This is a genomic window from Qipengyuania sp. NPDC077563 (assembly GCF_044901345.1).
GTDB lineage: Bacteria > Pseudomonadota > Alphaproteobacteria > Sphingomonadales > Sphingomonadaceae > Qipengyuania > Qipengyuania aestuarii.
Genome location: NZ_JBJDPC010000003.1, coordinates 379,741 through 393,010 on the forward strand (window position 1 = coordinate 379,741; position 13,270 = coordinate 393,010).

14 protein-coding genes are annotated in these 13,270 nt (G+C 63.9%); 12 read left to right on the plus strand and 2 right to left on the minus strand.

Going from position 1 to position 13,270, the window contains the following annotated elements; genetic code table 11:
* Window positions 1-47: 47 nt before the first annotated feature.
* On the plus strand, window positions 48-1,019 hold the full coding sequence (gene glpX, locus ACI2I1_RS12975; RefSeq protein WP_224812885.1) for a class II fructose-bisphosphatase: 972 nt from the start codon (window positions 48-50) through the stop codon (window positions 1,017-1,019).
* Window positions 1,020-1,170: 151 nt separating this feature from the next.
* Window positions 1,171-2,106, plus strand: coding sequence for a ribose-phosphate pyrophosphokinase (locus ACI2I1_RS12980; RefSeq protein ID WP_221543687.1), 936 nt, complete (start codon window positions 1,171-1,173; stop codon window positions 2,104-2,106).
* A 39-nt stretch (window positions 2,107-2,145) separates the two neighbouring features.
* Here ACI2I1_RS12980 and ACI2I1_RS12985 read toward each other — a convergent pair whose 3' ends face one another.
* Window positions 2,146-3,111 (minus strand): helix-turn-helix domain-containing protein, encoded by a 966-nt coding sequence (locus ACI2I1_RS12985; RefSeq protein ID WP_404679431.1) that lies wholly within the window; start codon window positions 3,109-3,111, stop codon window positions 2,146-2,148.
* Between the two features lie 121 nt (window positions 3,112-3,232).
* On the opposite strand from ACI2I1_RS12985, the gene ACI2I1_RS12990 reads away from it, so the two are divergent.
* The 5 genes from ACI2I1_RS12990 (at window position 3,233) to rplT (ending at window position 6,285) form a co-directional block, all read left to right on the plus strand.
* Window positions 3,233-4,012 carry an inositol monophosphatase family protein gene (locus ACI2I1_RS12990; RefSeq protein ID WP_221543685.1) on the plus strand — a complete coding sequence of 260 codons (780 nt, stop codon included), beginning with the start codon at window positions 3,233-3,235 and terminating at the stop codon, window positions 4,010-4,012.
* Between the two features lie 49 nt (window positions 4,013-4,061).
* The gene (locus ACI2I1_RS12995; protein WP_404679432.1) at window positions 4,062-4,826 is read left to right on the plus strand and encodes an SDR family NAD(P)-dependent oxidoreductase; all 765 of its coding nucleotides are present in this window, start codon (window positions 4,062-4,064) and stop codon (window positions 4,824-4,826) included.
* A 2-nt stretch (window positions 4,827-4,828) separates the two neighbouring features.
* The gene (locus ACI2I1_RS13000) at window positions 4,829-5,578 is read left to right on the plus strand and encodes an SDR family oxidoreductase (protein ID WP_404679433.1); all 750 of its coding nucleotides are present in this window, start codon (window positions 4,829-4,831) and stop codon (window positions 5,576-5,578) included.
* Window positions 5,579-5,698: 120 nt separating this feature from the next.
* Window positions 5,699-5,902 (plus strand): 50S ribosomal protein L35, encoded by a 204-nt coding sequence (gene rpmI / locus ACI2I1_RS13005; RefSeq protein WP_221426156.1) that lies wholly within the window; start codon window positions 5,699-5,701, stop codon window positions 5,900-5,902.
* 23 nt (window positions 5,903-5,925) lie between these two features.
* Complete coding sequence (rplT, locus tag ACI2I1_RS13010; protein WP_067464943.1) at window positions 5,926-6,285, plus strand: 50S ribosomal protein L20; 360 nt, start codon at window positions 5,926-5,928, stop codon at window positions 6,283-6,285.
* A gap of 19 nt (window positions 6,286-6,304) precedes the next feature.
* Here the strand turns inward: rplT and ACI2I1_RS13015 are convergent, their stop codons facing one another.
* Entirely contained in the window at window positions 6,305-6,622 is a 318-nt protein-coding gene (locus ACI2I1_RS13015) for a hypothetical protein (protein WP_404679434.1), read from the minus strand.
* Window positions 6,623-6,688: 66 nt separating this feature from the next.
* Between ACI2I1_RS13015 and ACI2I1_RS13020 the strand changes: the two genes are divergently transcribed.
* The 5 genes from ACI2I1_RS13020 to ACI2I1_RS13040 all read left to right on the plus strand — a co-directional run bounded on the left by ACI2I1_RS13020 (window position 6,689) and on the right by ACI2I1_RS13040 (window position 13,236).
* Entirely contained in the window at window positions 6,689-7,303 is a 615-nt protein-coding gene (locus tag ACI2I1_RS13020) for a helix-turn-helix domain-containing protein (protein ID WP_404679435.1), read from the plus strand.
* A 76-nt stretch (window positions 7,304-7,379) separates the two neighbouring features.
* Window positions 7,380-8,480, plus strand: coding sequence for a phenylalanine--tRNA ligase subunit alpha (gene pheS, locus ACI2I1_RS13025; RefSeq protein ID WP_404679436.1), 1,101 nt, complete (start codon window positions 7,380-7,382; stop codon window positions 8,478-8,480).
* Complete coding sequence (gene pheT / locus ACI2I1_RS13030; protein WP_404679437.1) at window positions 8,477-10,873, plus strand: phenylalanine--tRNA ligase subunit beta; 2,397 nt, start codon at window positions 8,477-8,479, stop codon at window positions 10,871-10,873. Before pheS ends, pheT begins: the two co-directional genes overlap by 4 nt.
* A complete protein-coding gene (locus ACI2I1_RS13035) occupies window positions 10,870-11,619 on the plus strand; it encodes an SDR family NAD(P)-dependent oxidoreductase (protein ID WP_404679438.1) in 750 nt (249 codons plus the stop codon). The genes pheT and ACI2I1_RS13035 overlap by 4 nt, the downstream gene beginning before the upstream one ends.
* A 96-nt stretch (window positions 11,620-11,715) precedes the next feature.
* A complete protein-coding gene (locus ACI2I1_RS13040; RefSeq protein ID WP_404679439.1) occupies window positions 11,716-13,236 on the plus strand; it encodes a peptide chain release factor 3 in 1,521 nt (506 codons plus the stop codon).
* Window positions 13,237-13,270: the final 34 nt, after the last annotated feature.

Here is a 13,270-nt window from a genome sequence, read left to right on the forward strand (position 1 = left end):
ATCGCGAACCGCATACTCGCACCTCTGGCTCAAGGAATGAACCTTCAATGAATTCGCCATCTTCGAATCCGCTCGATCGTGTCCTTGTGCTCGAAATGGTCCGCGTGACCGAGGCTGCCGCGGTGGCGGCATCGAAACTCATCGGGCGCGGCGATGAAAAGGCCGCCGACGCCGCTGCGGTGGAAGCCATGCGCAAGGCCTTCGACACGCTCTATATGGACGGCACCGTGGTCATCGGCGAGGGCGAGCGCGACGAGGCGCCCATGCTGTTCATCGGCGAGAAGGTCGGCGGCGCGCCGGGCAAGGGGCCGAAGATCGACATCGCGCTCGACCCGCTCGAAGGCACCACCATCACCGCCAAGGCCGGCCCCAACTCGCTGGCCGTGCTCGCAGCGGCGGCGGAAGGCTGCCTGCTCAACGCGCCCGACGTCTATATGGACAAGATCGCGGTCGGCCCCGGCTATCCCGACGGCATCATCGACCTCGCCAAAACGCCGACCGAGAATGTGACCGCCGTGGCCGAGGCCAAAGGCGTGAAGCCGTCCGATATCATCGTCTGCGTGCTCGACCGGCCGCGCCATGCCGATCTGATCGCCGAACTGCGCGGGATCGGCTGCGGCGTGGTGCTGATCGGCGATGGCGATGTCGCGGGCGTGATCGCGGTGACCGATGAGGACACCACTATCGACATGTATATGGGTCAGGGCGGCGCCCCCGAAGGCGTGCTGGCCGCGGCGGCGCTGCGCTGCGTCGGCGGCCAGTTCAACGGCCGCCTCGTCTTCCGCAACGATGACGAAAAGGCCCGGGCGCGCAAATGGGGGATCGAGGATCTCGACCGTATCTACACGCGCGACGATCTGGTGCGCGGCGACTGCATCTTCGCGGCCACCGGCGTGACCAGCGGCAGCCTGCTCGAAGGCGTGAAATATCGCCGGGACGGCACGATGACGACCGAAAGCGTGGTGATGCGCGCGTCCAGCGGCACCGTGCGCTGGATCAAGGGCGAACACCGCGACTGAGGCTGGCGGGGGAGGCGCGCCGCCTCCTCCCTGCCTGCCTGCCTGCCTTGCGGGTGGCCTATCCCCCACCCGCACGCCTGCCAATTGTTGCGTTTTGGGGTCAGCCCTCTAGTGCGGGCCGACCGCAGCAAATGCCCAAGGATTCGTCCCAATGAAGATCATGGCCGCCAATTCGAACCTGCCGCTTGCCCGTGCGATTGCAGGCTATCTCGAAATGCCTCTCGTCGACGCCCAGGTGCGGCGTTTCGCGGATGAGGAAATCTTCGTGGAAATCCACGAGAACGTGCGCGGCGAGGACGTGTTCGTCGTCCAGTCGACCAGTTTCCCGGCCAATGACAATCTGATGGAACTGCTGATCTGCATCGATGCGCTGAAGCGGGCATCGGCGCGGCGGATCACGGCGGTCGTTCCCTATTTCGGCTATGCGCGGCAGGACCGCAAGCCCGGTCCGCGTACGCCGATCTCGGCCAAGCTGGTGGCGAACCTGATCACCGAAGCCGGGGCCGACCGCGTGCTGGCAGTCGATCTGCACGCCGGCCAGATCCAGGGCTTCTTCGATATTCCGACCGACAACCTCTTTGCCGCGCCGGTCATGGCGGCGGACATCCAGGCGCGGTACGGCGATCAGGATCTGATGGTCGTCAGCCCCGACGTGGGCGGCGTGGTGCGCGCCCGCGCGCTGGCCAAGCGGCTCGACAATGCGCCGCTGGCCATCGTCGACAAGCGCCGCGATCGCCCCGGCGAAAGCGAAGTGATGAACATCATCGGCGAAGTCTCGGGCCGCCACTGCATCCTGATCGACGATATCGTCGATTCGGGCGGCACGCTGTGCAATGCGGCGCAGGCTCTGCTCGATCAGGGTGCGGCCTCGGTCGCGGCCTATATCACCCACGGCGTGCTGTCGGGCGGCGCGGTGGCCCGCGTGGACGGCTCGTCGCTGAAAGAACTGGTCATCACCGATTCGATCCGGCCGACCGATGCCGTCCGCGATTCGGAAAAGGTCCGCATTCTGCCGATCGCGCCGCTGATCGGTGAAGCGGTGCGCCGGATTGCCGATGAAAGCTCGGTCAGCTCGCTGTTCGACTGATCCCGTTTTCGCCGCGCGCGGCCTTTCGCGTGCGGCGTTTCAGGCGGGCTCCGCGTCGGGATCGCGCCACGGGCGCGGTTCGTCGCCGGACAGGCGTTCGAGCAGTTCCAGCCTGCGCGACTGGCGGATTTCCAGGTTGATCCGCAGCAGCGGATGCGCGCCCTTGCGCAGTTTGCCCGGCGTCATGCCGAAGAACTGGTGCATTTCGCGCGTGAGGTGGGACTGGTCGAAATAGCGCAGATGCAGTTCGGCCTCCTCGTCCTCCATGGCGATGTTGAGCAGCGCCGCCGCCATGTCGAGCGCCCGCGCGCGGCGCGTGGCAAAGCGCGGTGACACGCCGAACTCGCGCCCGATCACCCGTTCCAGCGTGCGCCGCGTCATCCGGTGGGCATCGGCAAAATCATCGAGCGAGGCCCCCGGATCGGTCAGGCAGAGCGACTCGAAATCCTGCACTATCGATGGCGGGCGGGGCGGGCCTATCCGGGCGAATTCGGCGGCCAGATGGTCTTCCACGCTGCCGATCCAGGTGATGGCATCATCGTCCGGGGCAAGGTCGGGCACCGGCACCTTTTCGCCGATCGCACTGTCGAGCAGCATGACTTCGTCGGTCACCGTGCCCGGGTCCGGCAGGCGCAGATCCCGCGTGCCCCCCGGCGCGAAATTGATGGACACCACCTTGAAGCTGCCGTGTGCGGTGAGGTCCATCCTCTTCGTATAGGGGCCGAAATACAGCGCCAGACCCTTTTCGCCCGGTTCGAATGTCTTCAGCCCGCTGGCGGTGGCGGCTGTCCACGGGGCACCATAGATCACCCGGATCAGCGGAAATTCGGTAAAGGCCCCGCAGGCTATGCTCTGGCCCTGCGGCAGGGCGACGGCAGTCACCCCGAGCCGCGCGATCCACGGCTGGAGACATTCCTTTGGCGCACGGTTGTGCGACAGGGGCATGCCCTCGAGTGTCGAACCCGTTGCCGACACCATGGCTGGTGGTGCGTTCTGCACGGTCATGACGGCGGCCTGTCGGCCTTGTTTTTACCAATAATCATCTGCGCCCCTTCAGTGCGACCCGAAGGGAGTTGGCATTTCCTTCACACCTTGACCAAAGCTCTCGACCTGTCAAATGCGCCTTATGGCTACCCCTTCTGATCTCGAACTCGCCAACCGCCTCGCCGATGCTGCCGGGGAGGCGATCCGTCCGCTTTTCCGCGGCGAATGGAGCGAGGAGCAGAAAGCCGACCGAAGTTTCGTGACAGAAGCGGACAAGGCGGCAGAGGCCGCGATGCGCGCCATCCTCGAGGCGGAGCGTGCGGACGATGGCATCATCGGCGAGGAATACGGGACCCGCAACGAAGGGGCGCGGCGCCAGTGGGTGCTCGATCCGATCGACGGCACCACCAGCTTCATCGCTGGACGGCCGATCTTCGGCACGCTGATCGGCCTGCTGCAGGACGGTTTTCCCGTGCTCGGCATCATCGACCAGCCGATCGCACGCGAACGCTGGGCAGGCCGGATGAGCGAAGGCACCACTTTCAACGGCAAGCCGGTGCGCACTGCGCCCTGCCGCGAACTGTCCGATGCCGTCTTGGGCACGACGAGCCCGCACCACTTCTCCGACCACGAGGCAGACCATTTCATGGGCCTCGCCAAGGCCGTGGCCGAACGCAAGATCATCTATGGCGGGGATTGCTACAATTACGGCCTCGTCGCCAGCGGGCATGTCGACATCGTCTGCGAAGCGGGCCTCAAGCTGCATGATTTCGCCGCGCTGGCCCCGATCGTCGAAGGCGCGGGCGGCCTGATGTGCGACTGGGCGGGCGAACCGCTGCATGCCGAAAGCGATGGCACCGTGCTGGCCATCGGCGATCCGGCGCGGCTGGAAGACGTGCTGGAGGCCATGGGCCACGACTGACCGGGCCTTACTGCTCCCGCCCTTTTCCCGGCTTGCGCGTTAGGATGGCATGACTCAGGAAACCACCATCATGATCACCGGCGCGGGCAACGGAATCGGCCGCGCCACCCTGATGCATTTTGCCGGCAAGGGCTGGAACGTGATCGGCCTCGACAAGGATGCCGATGCGCTGGCCGAACTGCGGGAAGCGCTGCCGCGCGAGAAAGCGCTGCTGCTCACCTGCGATGTCGGCAAGGAAGGCGAAGTCGCCCGCGCGTTCGAGCGGATCGATGAATGGCTGGATGGCCGCCCGATCGATTGCCTGGTCAACAATTCGGGCATTGCCGATCCTTATTGCGGGCCGCTGGAAGATGTCGAGCTGGCGCAGTGGCAGGGGTGGATCGATGCCAGCCTGACGGCGGCCTTCCTCGTCAGCCGCGCGGCCATCCCCCTGCTGCGCCGCGCAGAAACGGCCAGCATCGCCAACATCTCCTCCACCCGCGCGGTGATGAGCGAGCCTGAAACCTTCGCCTATGCGGCGGCCAAGGGCGGGCTCGATGCGCTGACGCACTCCATGGCGGTGACGCTCGGCCCCAAGGTCCGCGTCAATGCGATCCGCCCCGGCTGGATCGAAACGGGGCCGTGGCAGAAGAGCGCCGCGCGCTCGCATCCGGACCACCGCGACAAGGACCGTGACCAGCATCCGGTCGGGCGGATCGGGACGCCCGAAGACATCGCCGCGGCGGTCGACTATCTGCACGGGGCGGGCTTCGTCACCGGCCAGCATCTTAATGTCGATGGCGGGATGACCGTCAAGATGATCTACGAGCATTGACCATGGCTGGGGGAAAAGCACTCGAGGGCCGGATCGCGCTGGTCACCGGCGCGGCGCGCGGATTGGGCTTCGCGATCGCGCAGCGGCTGGCGGCGGACGGCGCCGAGGTCTGGCTTGGCGGGCGGGACGGATCGGCGCTCGAGGAGGCCTGTCACGCGATCGGCGGCACTGTTCGGCCGCTGGCCTTCGATCTGGCCGATCAGGCCCCGATCAAGAAGGTGTTCGGGGCCTTTTCCGGAACAGGTCTCGACATTCTGGTGAACAATGCAGGCGAACGGGACCGGCGTCCGTTCGCGGAAATCGGGCGGGAGGACATGCGGCGCCTGCTCGAAACCAACCTCGTCGCGCCCTTCGATCTGGCCCGCCACGCCGCCCCGCTGATGCGCTCCCGCGGCTATGGCCGGATCATCAACATCACCTCGATCGCCTCGCTGATCGCGCGCGGCGATGCCTCCTATACCGCCAGCAAAGCCGCGCTGGACGGCCTGACTCGCGCCCTTTCCGCCGAGCTCGGGCCGGACGGGATTACCGTGAATTCGGTCGCCCCGGGCTTCGTCCTGACCGAGCGGAACGAGGAATGGTTCACCCGGACATCCGAGGTCGCCGACCACCTCGAGGGCCGCACTTCGCTCGGCCGGTGGGCGAGGCCGGAGGAAATCGCCGGCCCCGTCGCCTTCCTCGCCTCCCCCGACGCCTCCTACGTCACCGGCCATACGCTGGTGGTCGACGGGGGCTATGTAACCCACTTCTGACTTGCATTTGCGCGGAGAAGCGCTATTTCGCGCGGCTTCACCGACACGTGATTCTCAGCCGGCCTGGCGACAAGGGCTGCCAGGGCTGGTTCGAACGTGTCTCTGACAAAGGAGATGAAAATGCCCAAGCTGAAGACCAAGAGCGGTGTGAAGAAGCGCTTCAAACTCACCGCAACCGGCAAGGTCAAGCATGGTGTCGCCGGCAAGCGCCACCGTCTGTCCAGTCACAATGCGAAGTATATCCGCCAGAACCGCGGCACGACTGTCCTGTCCGAAGCGGACTGGAAAGCAGTGAAAAAGTGGGCGCCGTACGGCCTCGACTGATCGCGAACTAAGGAGAAAAAGATATGCCTCGCATTAAACGCGGCGTCACCACGCGCCAGAAGCACAAGCGGCTCCTAGATCAGGCCAAGGGCTATCGCGGCCGTCGTAAGAATACGATTCGCGTTGCTCGTCAGGCCGTCGAGAAGGCCGGCCAGTACGCCTATCGCGACCGCAAGGTTAAGAAGCGCAATTTCCGCGCCCTGTGGATCCAGCGTATCAACGCTGCCGTCCGCGCAGAAGGCCTCACCTATTCGCAGTTCATGCACGGCACCAAGCTGGCGGGCATCGAACTCGACCGCAAGGTCATGGCCGATCTCGCCATGAACGAAGGTGCGGCATTCAAGGCTATCATCGAACAGGCCAAGAAGGCGCTTCCCGCCTAAACAAAAATTCGATGGAAAATCAAAAAGCGAGCGTTTCCCAAAATGGGAAGCGCTCGCTTTTTTGTAATGTAAGCTGGCGCGAATATGAAAGTGTCGCTACAGTAGTCTTGTGAGAGAGGTTGCGACAAAGGGTCTGTCCGGGGCAGTAAATGTGCGCTTTTTTGCGCTGCCTGATGATCTCGCGAATTGCTTCAGCACTATTTACAAGGTGACTGTTCAGCCGATTCCTGGCGGAAAGGTCGATGATTGCTTGTTGCCGGAATGGGGCAACATGCGAATGGTTATCAAAAACCCTCCTACATTTACTTTGTCCACCGGCCGGGAAGTAACCAGCCACTTCGCGGCAACGGGCCCGCGCTCCCATCCGGTGAATTTCGAGGTCGGTCCCTGCACCTTGTGGGGCATGGCAATCCTTCCTGTCGGCTGGGCGAGATATATCAACGCTTCGGCCAAGGACTGTGCCGACCGCGTATTCGACGGCATGGCCCTGAGCCCGTTTTCCGGCTTCACTCCGCTCTGCAAGGAGCTGTGTGCCTCGCAAGCGTCGGAGGACGAAGACTTCGCCCGTATCGTCGAATTCTCTCGCGCACTTGCGCCGCCGCCAAAAGACGAGGCAAGAATAACGGCCATTCATACAGCGATGGCCGACCCTTTTCTGATCGAGGTGCCGGAGCTTGCGGACCGGATCGGGATGACCGTCAGGACATTGGAGCGGATGTGCGCCCGCTATTTCGGGTTCCCGCCGCGGCTCATGCTGCGGCGTCAGCGCCTCATCAGAAGCCTTACCGCGTTTCTTGCCGATGGCGCGCAGAACTGGTCCAGGACGATGGACAGGCATTATCACGACCACGCCCATTTCGTCCGCGAATTCCATAGCTTCATGGGCATGAGCCCCACGCAATATGCGCAAATGGATCATCCGATCCTCGACGCATTCGTAGCGGAGCGCCGCCGGATATGGGGCCTTCCGGCGCCGACTTCTGCCGATATTCCCGCCAGCACGACGCAAGCCGGTTAATCCGCCAGACCGGGCTTTAGCTATCGCGCCAATGCCGCTAGGGGCTGGCGGCAGACCTATTTTCTCCGAGAGTTAGATGACCGACCTTCTCACATTGCAGACCGATGCGCTCGCGCGCATTGCCGAAACCGCGGATGCCGATGAGCTGGAAGGCCTGCGGATCGAATATCTAGGCAAGCAGGGTTCCATTTCGGCCCTGATGAAAACTCTGGGCAAGATGAGCCCGGAAGAGCGGCAGGAGCAGGCGCCGAAAATTCAGGGTGCGCGCAGCGCAGTCACCGAAGCCATCGCTGCCCGCAAGGCGCAATTCGAAACGGAAGCGCTGGCGCAGAAGCTGTCCTCGGAAACGCTGGACCTGACCCTGCCCGCTCCGCAAGCACCCAAGGGCTCGGTCCACCCGGTCAGCCAGGTGATGGACGAACTGGCGGAAATCTTCGCCGACCTCGGCTTCTCGGTCGCCACCGGGCCCGAGATCGAGGACGACTGGCACAATTTCACCGCGCTCAACATGGCCGAAACGCATCCCGCGCGCGCCATGCACGACACCTTCTATTTCCCCGATCGCGATGCCGACGGAAACCGGATGCTGTTGAGGACACATACGTCGCCGGTGCAAATCCGCTCCTTGGTAGAGCAGGGTGCCCCGATCCGCATCATCGCTCCGGGCCGCGTCTATCGCAGCGACAGCGATGCGACCCACACGCCGATGTTCCACCAGGTCGAAGGGCTGGTGATCGACCGCGATATCAACCTCGGTCATCTCAAATGGACGCTGGAGACGTTCCTGAAAGCCTTCTTCGAGCGCGAGGACATCGTGCTGCGCCTGCGTCCGTCCTACTTCCCTTTCACCGAACCGAGTGTCGAGGTCGATGTGGGGTGGCAGGATGTGAATGGCCGCAAGGTTCTGGGCGGAGACGGCGATGCGCCGGGCCATGGCTGGATGGAATTGCTCGGCAGCGGCATGGTCAATCGCCGCGTGATCGAATTCGCCGGGCTCGATCCCGACGAATGGCAGGGTTTTGCATGGGGACTTGGCGTCGACCGCCTCGCCATGCTCAAATACGGGATGGATGATTTGCGCGCCTTCTTCGACGGCGATTACCGCTGGGCCGATCATTACGGCTTCTCGCCCTTCGACCAACCGACGCTGTCGGCAGGCGTGGGAGCAGGCGCATGAAATTCTCCGTCGAATGGCTCGAATACTTCCTCGATACCGACGCATCGGTGGCGGAGATCGCCGCCGCGCTGAACCAGATCGGCCATGAGGTCGAAGGGATTGAGGATCCCGCGGAACGGCTGGCCGGGTTCCGTGTCGCCAAGGTTCTGACCGCTGCCAAGCATCCCGATGCCGACAAGCTGCAGGTCCTCACCGTCGACACGGGCGAGGGCGATCCGCTGCAGGTGGTCTGCGGCGCCCCCAATGCGCGCGCCGGGATGAAGGGCGTGCTCGGTCTGCCCGGCGCAGTCGTGCCCGCCAACGGGATGGAATTGCGCAAGAGCGCGATCCGCGGCGTCGAAAGCAACGGCATGATGTGTTCGGTTCGCGAGCTCGAGCTGGGCGACGAGCACGACGGCATCATCGAGTTGCCGGAAGATGCGCCGGTTGGGCAGAGCTTCGCAGATTATCACTCAGCCTCTCCGATCCTCGATGTAGCGATCACGCCCAATCGTCCCGATTGCATGGGCGTGCAGGGCATCGCGCGCGATCTTGCGGCGGCCGGCCTTGGCACGCTGAAGCCGGTTGAGGCGGATGATGTCGCCGCCTCCGGACCGTGCCCGGTGGATATCAGAACCGACGATCCGCAGGGCTGCCCGGCGTTCTATGGCCGGGTCATCCGCGGGGTGGACAACACCAGGCCATCGCCCGAATGGATGCAGCGCCGCCTGATCGCGGCGGGCCAGCGGCCGATCTCGGCGCTGGTCGACGCGACCAACTATCTCATGCTCGCCTTCGGGCGCCCCGCGCATGTCTATGATCTTGCCAAGCTTTCGGGCGGCGTGGTGGCGCGCCGGGCGAAGAACGGCGAAACGGTCGAGGCGCTGAACGAGAAGACCTACACGCTCGACGACACGATGACTGTCATCGCGGACGATGAGGGTGTTCATGATATCGCCGGCATCATGGGCGGCGAGCATTCAGGGGCGACGACAGACACGACCGACGTGCTGCTCGAAATCGCCTATTTCGATCCCGAACGCATCGGCGTAACTGGTCGCAAGCTGGGCCTCGCCTCCGACGCGCGCACGCGCTTCGAGCGCGGCGTCGATCCGGCCTTCCTCGATGAAGGGCTGGCATTGCTGACCAACCTGATTGTCAAGACTTGCGGCGGCACGCCGAGCGAGGTCGTTCGCGCCGGTCAGCCGCCGGTTGAAGCGCAGGTGATCGCATTTGATCCTGCGCTGACAGCGCGGCTCGGCGGGGTCGAGGTTGCCGACGATACCCAACGTGCCATCCTCGAATCGCTCGATTTCACCGTCGGTGCCGACTGGTCGGTGACCTGTCCGCCGCGCCGCCACGATATCGAAGGCGCGGCCGATCTGGTCGAGGAAGTGGTCCGCATCTACGGGCTCGACAAGGTCGAGAGCGTGCCGCTGCCGCGTCAGCCCGGCGTTGCCCGGCCGACCGCAACCCCATTGCAGAAGCTTGAGCGCAAGCTGCGCCGTGCTGCTGCGGCCCGCGGGCTGAACGAAGCGGTCACCTGGTCCTTCCTGCCGACAGGAGATGCCGCGCATTTCGCGGAGGATGCCGACGCGCTGTGGGTGCTCGACAACCCGATCAGCGAAGACATGAAGGCAATGCGGCCCTCGCTTATTCCCGGCCTGCTTGCAGCTGCCAAGCGCAACGCCGATCGCGGCGCAGCTGGCGCGCGTCTGTTCGAGATCGGACGGCGCTATTTCCGCGGCAAGAACGGCGCCAGCGACGAACGGCCGACGCTGGGTGTTGTCCTCGCCGGACAGAGGGACGCACGTGGCTGGGCGCAGGGCAAGGCACGCATGTTCGATGCCTATGACGCGAAGGCCGAAGCCATGGCGCTGCTCGAAGCGGCGGGCGCACCGGTTGCCAACCTGATGGTCATGGGAGAAGCAGGAGACCAGTTCCACCCGGGCCAGTCGGCCACCCTGCGGCTCGGCCCCAAGAACGTGCTAGCTCGCTTCGGTGCGCTTCACCCTGCCACACTCAAGGCCTTCGATGTCGATGGCCCGGTGATGGCAGTGGAGCTCTTCCTTGACGCAATCCCGGCGAAGAAGGGCAATGCGGGTTTCGCCCGTCCTGCCTACAGCCCGCCCGCCTTGCAGGCGATCACGCGCGACTTCGCTTTCCTCGTGCCCGCCGATCTTGCAGCCGCCGACCTGGTGCGCGCGGTGAAGGGCGCAGACAAGCAGGCCATCGTCGATGCACGCGTCTTCGATGTATTTGCCGGGCAGGGTGTCCCTGAAGGCAAGCTCTCGGTCGCTGTGGAAGTACTGCTGCAGCCGGGCGACAAGAGCTTCACCGATGCCGAGATCAAGGCGGCCTCGGACAAGATTGTGGCCGCTGCGGCCAAACAGGGAGCGGAGTTGCGCGGATGAAGACTGCATTTGTAACCGGCGCCACGGCAGGCATTGGCGAGGCAACCGTGCGCACGCTGGTGGCGAGCGGTTGGCGCTGCATCGCCACCGGGCGGCGCAAGGAGCGGCTTGAGGCGCTGGTCGATGAACTGGGTGCAGACAAGGTCCATCCTGCCGTGTTCGACGTGCGCGACAGCGAGGCCATGAATGCGGCGATTGCCGGGCTTCCTGAAGAGTTCGCCGGCATCGACCTGCTGGTGAACAACGCCGGTCTCGCGCAGGGCCTGGCCCCGGCGCAGGAGGCAAGTCTCGATGACTGGCATACCATGATCGACACCAATGTGACGGCCATGGTCGTGCTGACCCGCAGGCTGCTGCCGACGCTGATCGAGCGCAAGGGCGCGATCATCGCGATCGGCTCGGTCGCGGGCAATTACGTTTACCCGGGCGGCAACGTCTATGCCGGGTCGAAGGCCTTCGTGAACCACTTTACACTGGCCCTGCGCGCCGATCTCCACGGCACCGGTGTGCGCGTGACCAGCATCGAGCCCGGAATGGTAGAAACCGAATTCACCAAGGTCCGCACCGGCAGCCAGGAAGCTTCTGACGATCTCTACCGCGGCGCTGATCCGATGACGGGCCAAGACATCGCCGAAATGATCAAATGGGTCGCCGAGCTGCCGCCGCATCTCAATATCAATCGGCTCGAACCCATGCCTGTGAGCCAGGATTTCGCCGGCTTCCGGGTGGCGCGGGAACATCGCTAACCTTCAGCCCCGCGCAGGCGGGGGTCCGGCTGACCTTTCCGCCAATTGAAAAGTGATCTGGATTTCCGCTTTCGCGGGAATGACGAGGAAAGTTAAATGTCCAACCGCCGTACCTTCGCCATTATCTCGCATCCCGACGCGGGTAAGACCACGCTGACCGAGAAGCTGCTGCTGACCGGCGGCGCCATCCATCTGGCGGGCGAGGTCAAGGCGCGCGGCGCGGCGCGGCGGGCGCGGTCGGACTGGATGAAGATCGAGCAGCAGCGCGGCATCTCGGTGACCAGCTCGGTCATGACCTTCGAGCGTGACGGGATCACCTTCAACCTGCTCGACACGCCGGGTCACGAAGACTTCTCCGAAGACACTTATCGTACGCTGACCGCGGTCGACAGCGCCATCATGGTGATCGACGCGGCCAAGGGGATCGAACCACAGACGCGCAAGCTCTTCGAGGTCTGCCGTTTGCGCAGCGTGCCGATCATCACCTTCGTCAACAAGGTGGATCGCGAAGGCCGCCCGGTTTTCGAGCTGCTCGACGAAATCGCCGATATGCTGGCGCTGGACGTGTCGCCCCAGATGTATCCCGTCGGCATGGGCGGCGAATTCCAGGGCATCCTCGATTTTTCGAGCGGCGAAGTCGTGGTGCCGGAAGGCCCGTCGAAGGAATTCAAGGGCAAGCGGGTCGAGAATTTTGATCTCCCCGAAACAATCGAAGAAAACGTCGAACTGGCACAGATCGGATATCCCGAGTTCGACCTTGAAGTATATCGAAACGGCGATCTGACGCCGGTCTATTTCGGATCGGCGCTGAAGAATTTCGGCGTTACCGAATTGATCGAGGCGATTGCGAAATATGCCCCGCCACCGCGCCCGCAGCCGGCCGGTGAAGAACAGGTCGATCCGGATCGCGACGAGGTGACCGGGTTCATCTTCAAAGTGCAAGCCAACATGGATCCGAACCACCGCGACCGCATCGCCTTCATGCGGCAGGTGTCCGGCACCTTCAAACGCGGGATGAAGCTAACGCCGTCGGGATTGGGGAAGCCCATCGCGATCCATTCGCCGATTCTGTTCTTCGCGCAGGACCGCGAAGTGGCCGACACCGCCGAGGCAGGCGATATCATCGGCATTCCCAACCATGGCACGCTGCGAGTGGGGGACACTCTCAGCGAGAAGAACCAGCTCCGCTTTACCGGCCTGCCCAATTTCGCGCCGGAAATCCTGCGCCGCGTCCAGCTGGCCGATCCCACGAAGACCAAGCAATTGCGCAAGGCGCTGGACGATCTGTCCGAAGAGGGTGTGATCCAGGTGTTCTATCCTGAGATTGGCGGGCAGTGGATCGTCGGCGTGGTCGGCCAGCTCCAGCTAGACGTGCTGATCAGCCGGCTCGCGGCCGAGTACAAGGTCGAAGCGCGGCTGGAAGCGTCTCCTTTTTCCACCGCTCGCTGGCTCAGGGGTGATGCCAAGGCGATGGCCGAATTCGAGAAATTCAACCGCTCGAACCTCGCAAAGGACCGCGATGGCGATCTTGTGTTCATGGCGAAAAGTCCGTGGGACGTGAACTACCAGGAAGAGAAGAATCCCGAGCTCACCTTCTCCGCCACCAAGGAGCGGTGAGCTTGAATCATTCGTGATGCCATTGCAAAGCGAG

Coding starts and splice junctions, on each gene's coding strand:
- glpX (WP_224812885.1), top strand. CDS start 48: ATGAATTCGCCATCTTCGAATCCGCTCGATCGTGTCCTTGTGCTCGAA.
- ACI2I1_RS12980 (WP_221543687.1), top strand. CDS start 1,171: ATGAAGATCATGGCCGCCAATTCGAACCTGCCGCTTGCCCGTGCGATT.
- ACI2I1_RS12985 (WP_404679431.1), bottom strand. CDS start 3,111: ATGACCGTGCAGAACGCACCACCAGCCATGGTGTCGGCAACGGGTTCG.
- ACI2I1_RS12990 (WP_221543685.1), top strand. CDS start 3,233: ATGGCTACCCCTTCTGATCTCGAACTCGCCAACCGCCTCGCCGATGCT.
- ACI2I1_RS12995 (WP_404679432.1), top strand. CDS start 4,062: ATGACTCAGGAAACCACCATCATGATCACCGGCGCGGGCAACGGAATC.
- ACI2I1_RS13000 (WP_404679433.1), top strand. CDS start 4,829: ATGGCTGGGGGAAAAGCACTCGAGGGCCGGATCGCGCTGGTCACCGGC.
- rpmI (WP_221426156.1), top strand. CDS start 5,699: ATGCCCAAGCTGAAGACCAAGAGCGGTGTGAAGAAGCGCTTCAAACTC.
- rplT (WP_067464943.1), top strand. CDS start 5,926: ATGCCTCGCATTAAACGCGGCGTCACCACGCGCCAGAAGCACAAGCGG.
- ACI2I1_RS13020 (WP_404679435.1), top strand. CDS start 6,689: ATGGCAATCCTTCCTGTCGGCTGGGCGAGATATATCAACGCTTCGGCC.
- pheS (WP_404679436.1), top strand. CDS start 7,380: ATGACCGACCTTCTCACATTGCAGACCGATGCGCTCGCGCGCATTGCC.
- pheT (WP_404679437.1), top strand. CDS start 8,477: ATGAAATTCTCCGTCGAATGGCTCGAATACTTCCTCGATACCGACGCA.
- ACI2I1_RS13035 (WP_404679438.1), top strand. CDS start 10,870: ATGAAGACTGCATTTGTAACCGGCGCCACGGCAGGCATTGGCGAGGCA.
- ACI2I1_RS13040 (WP_404679439.1), top strand. CDS start 11,716: ATGTCCAACCGCCGTACCTTCGCCATTATCTCGCATCCCGACGCGGGT.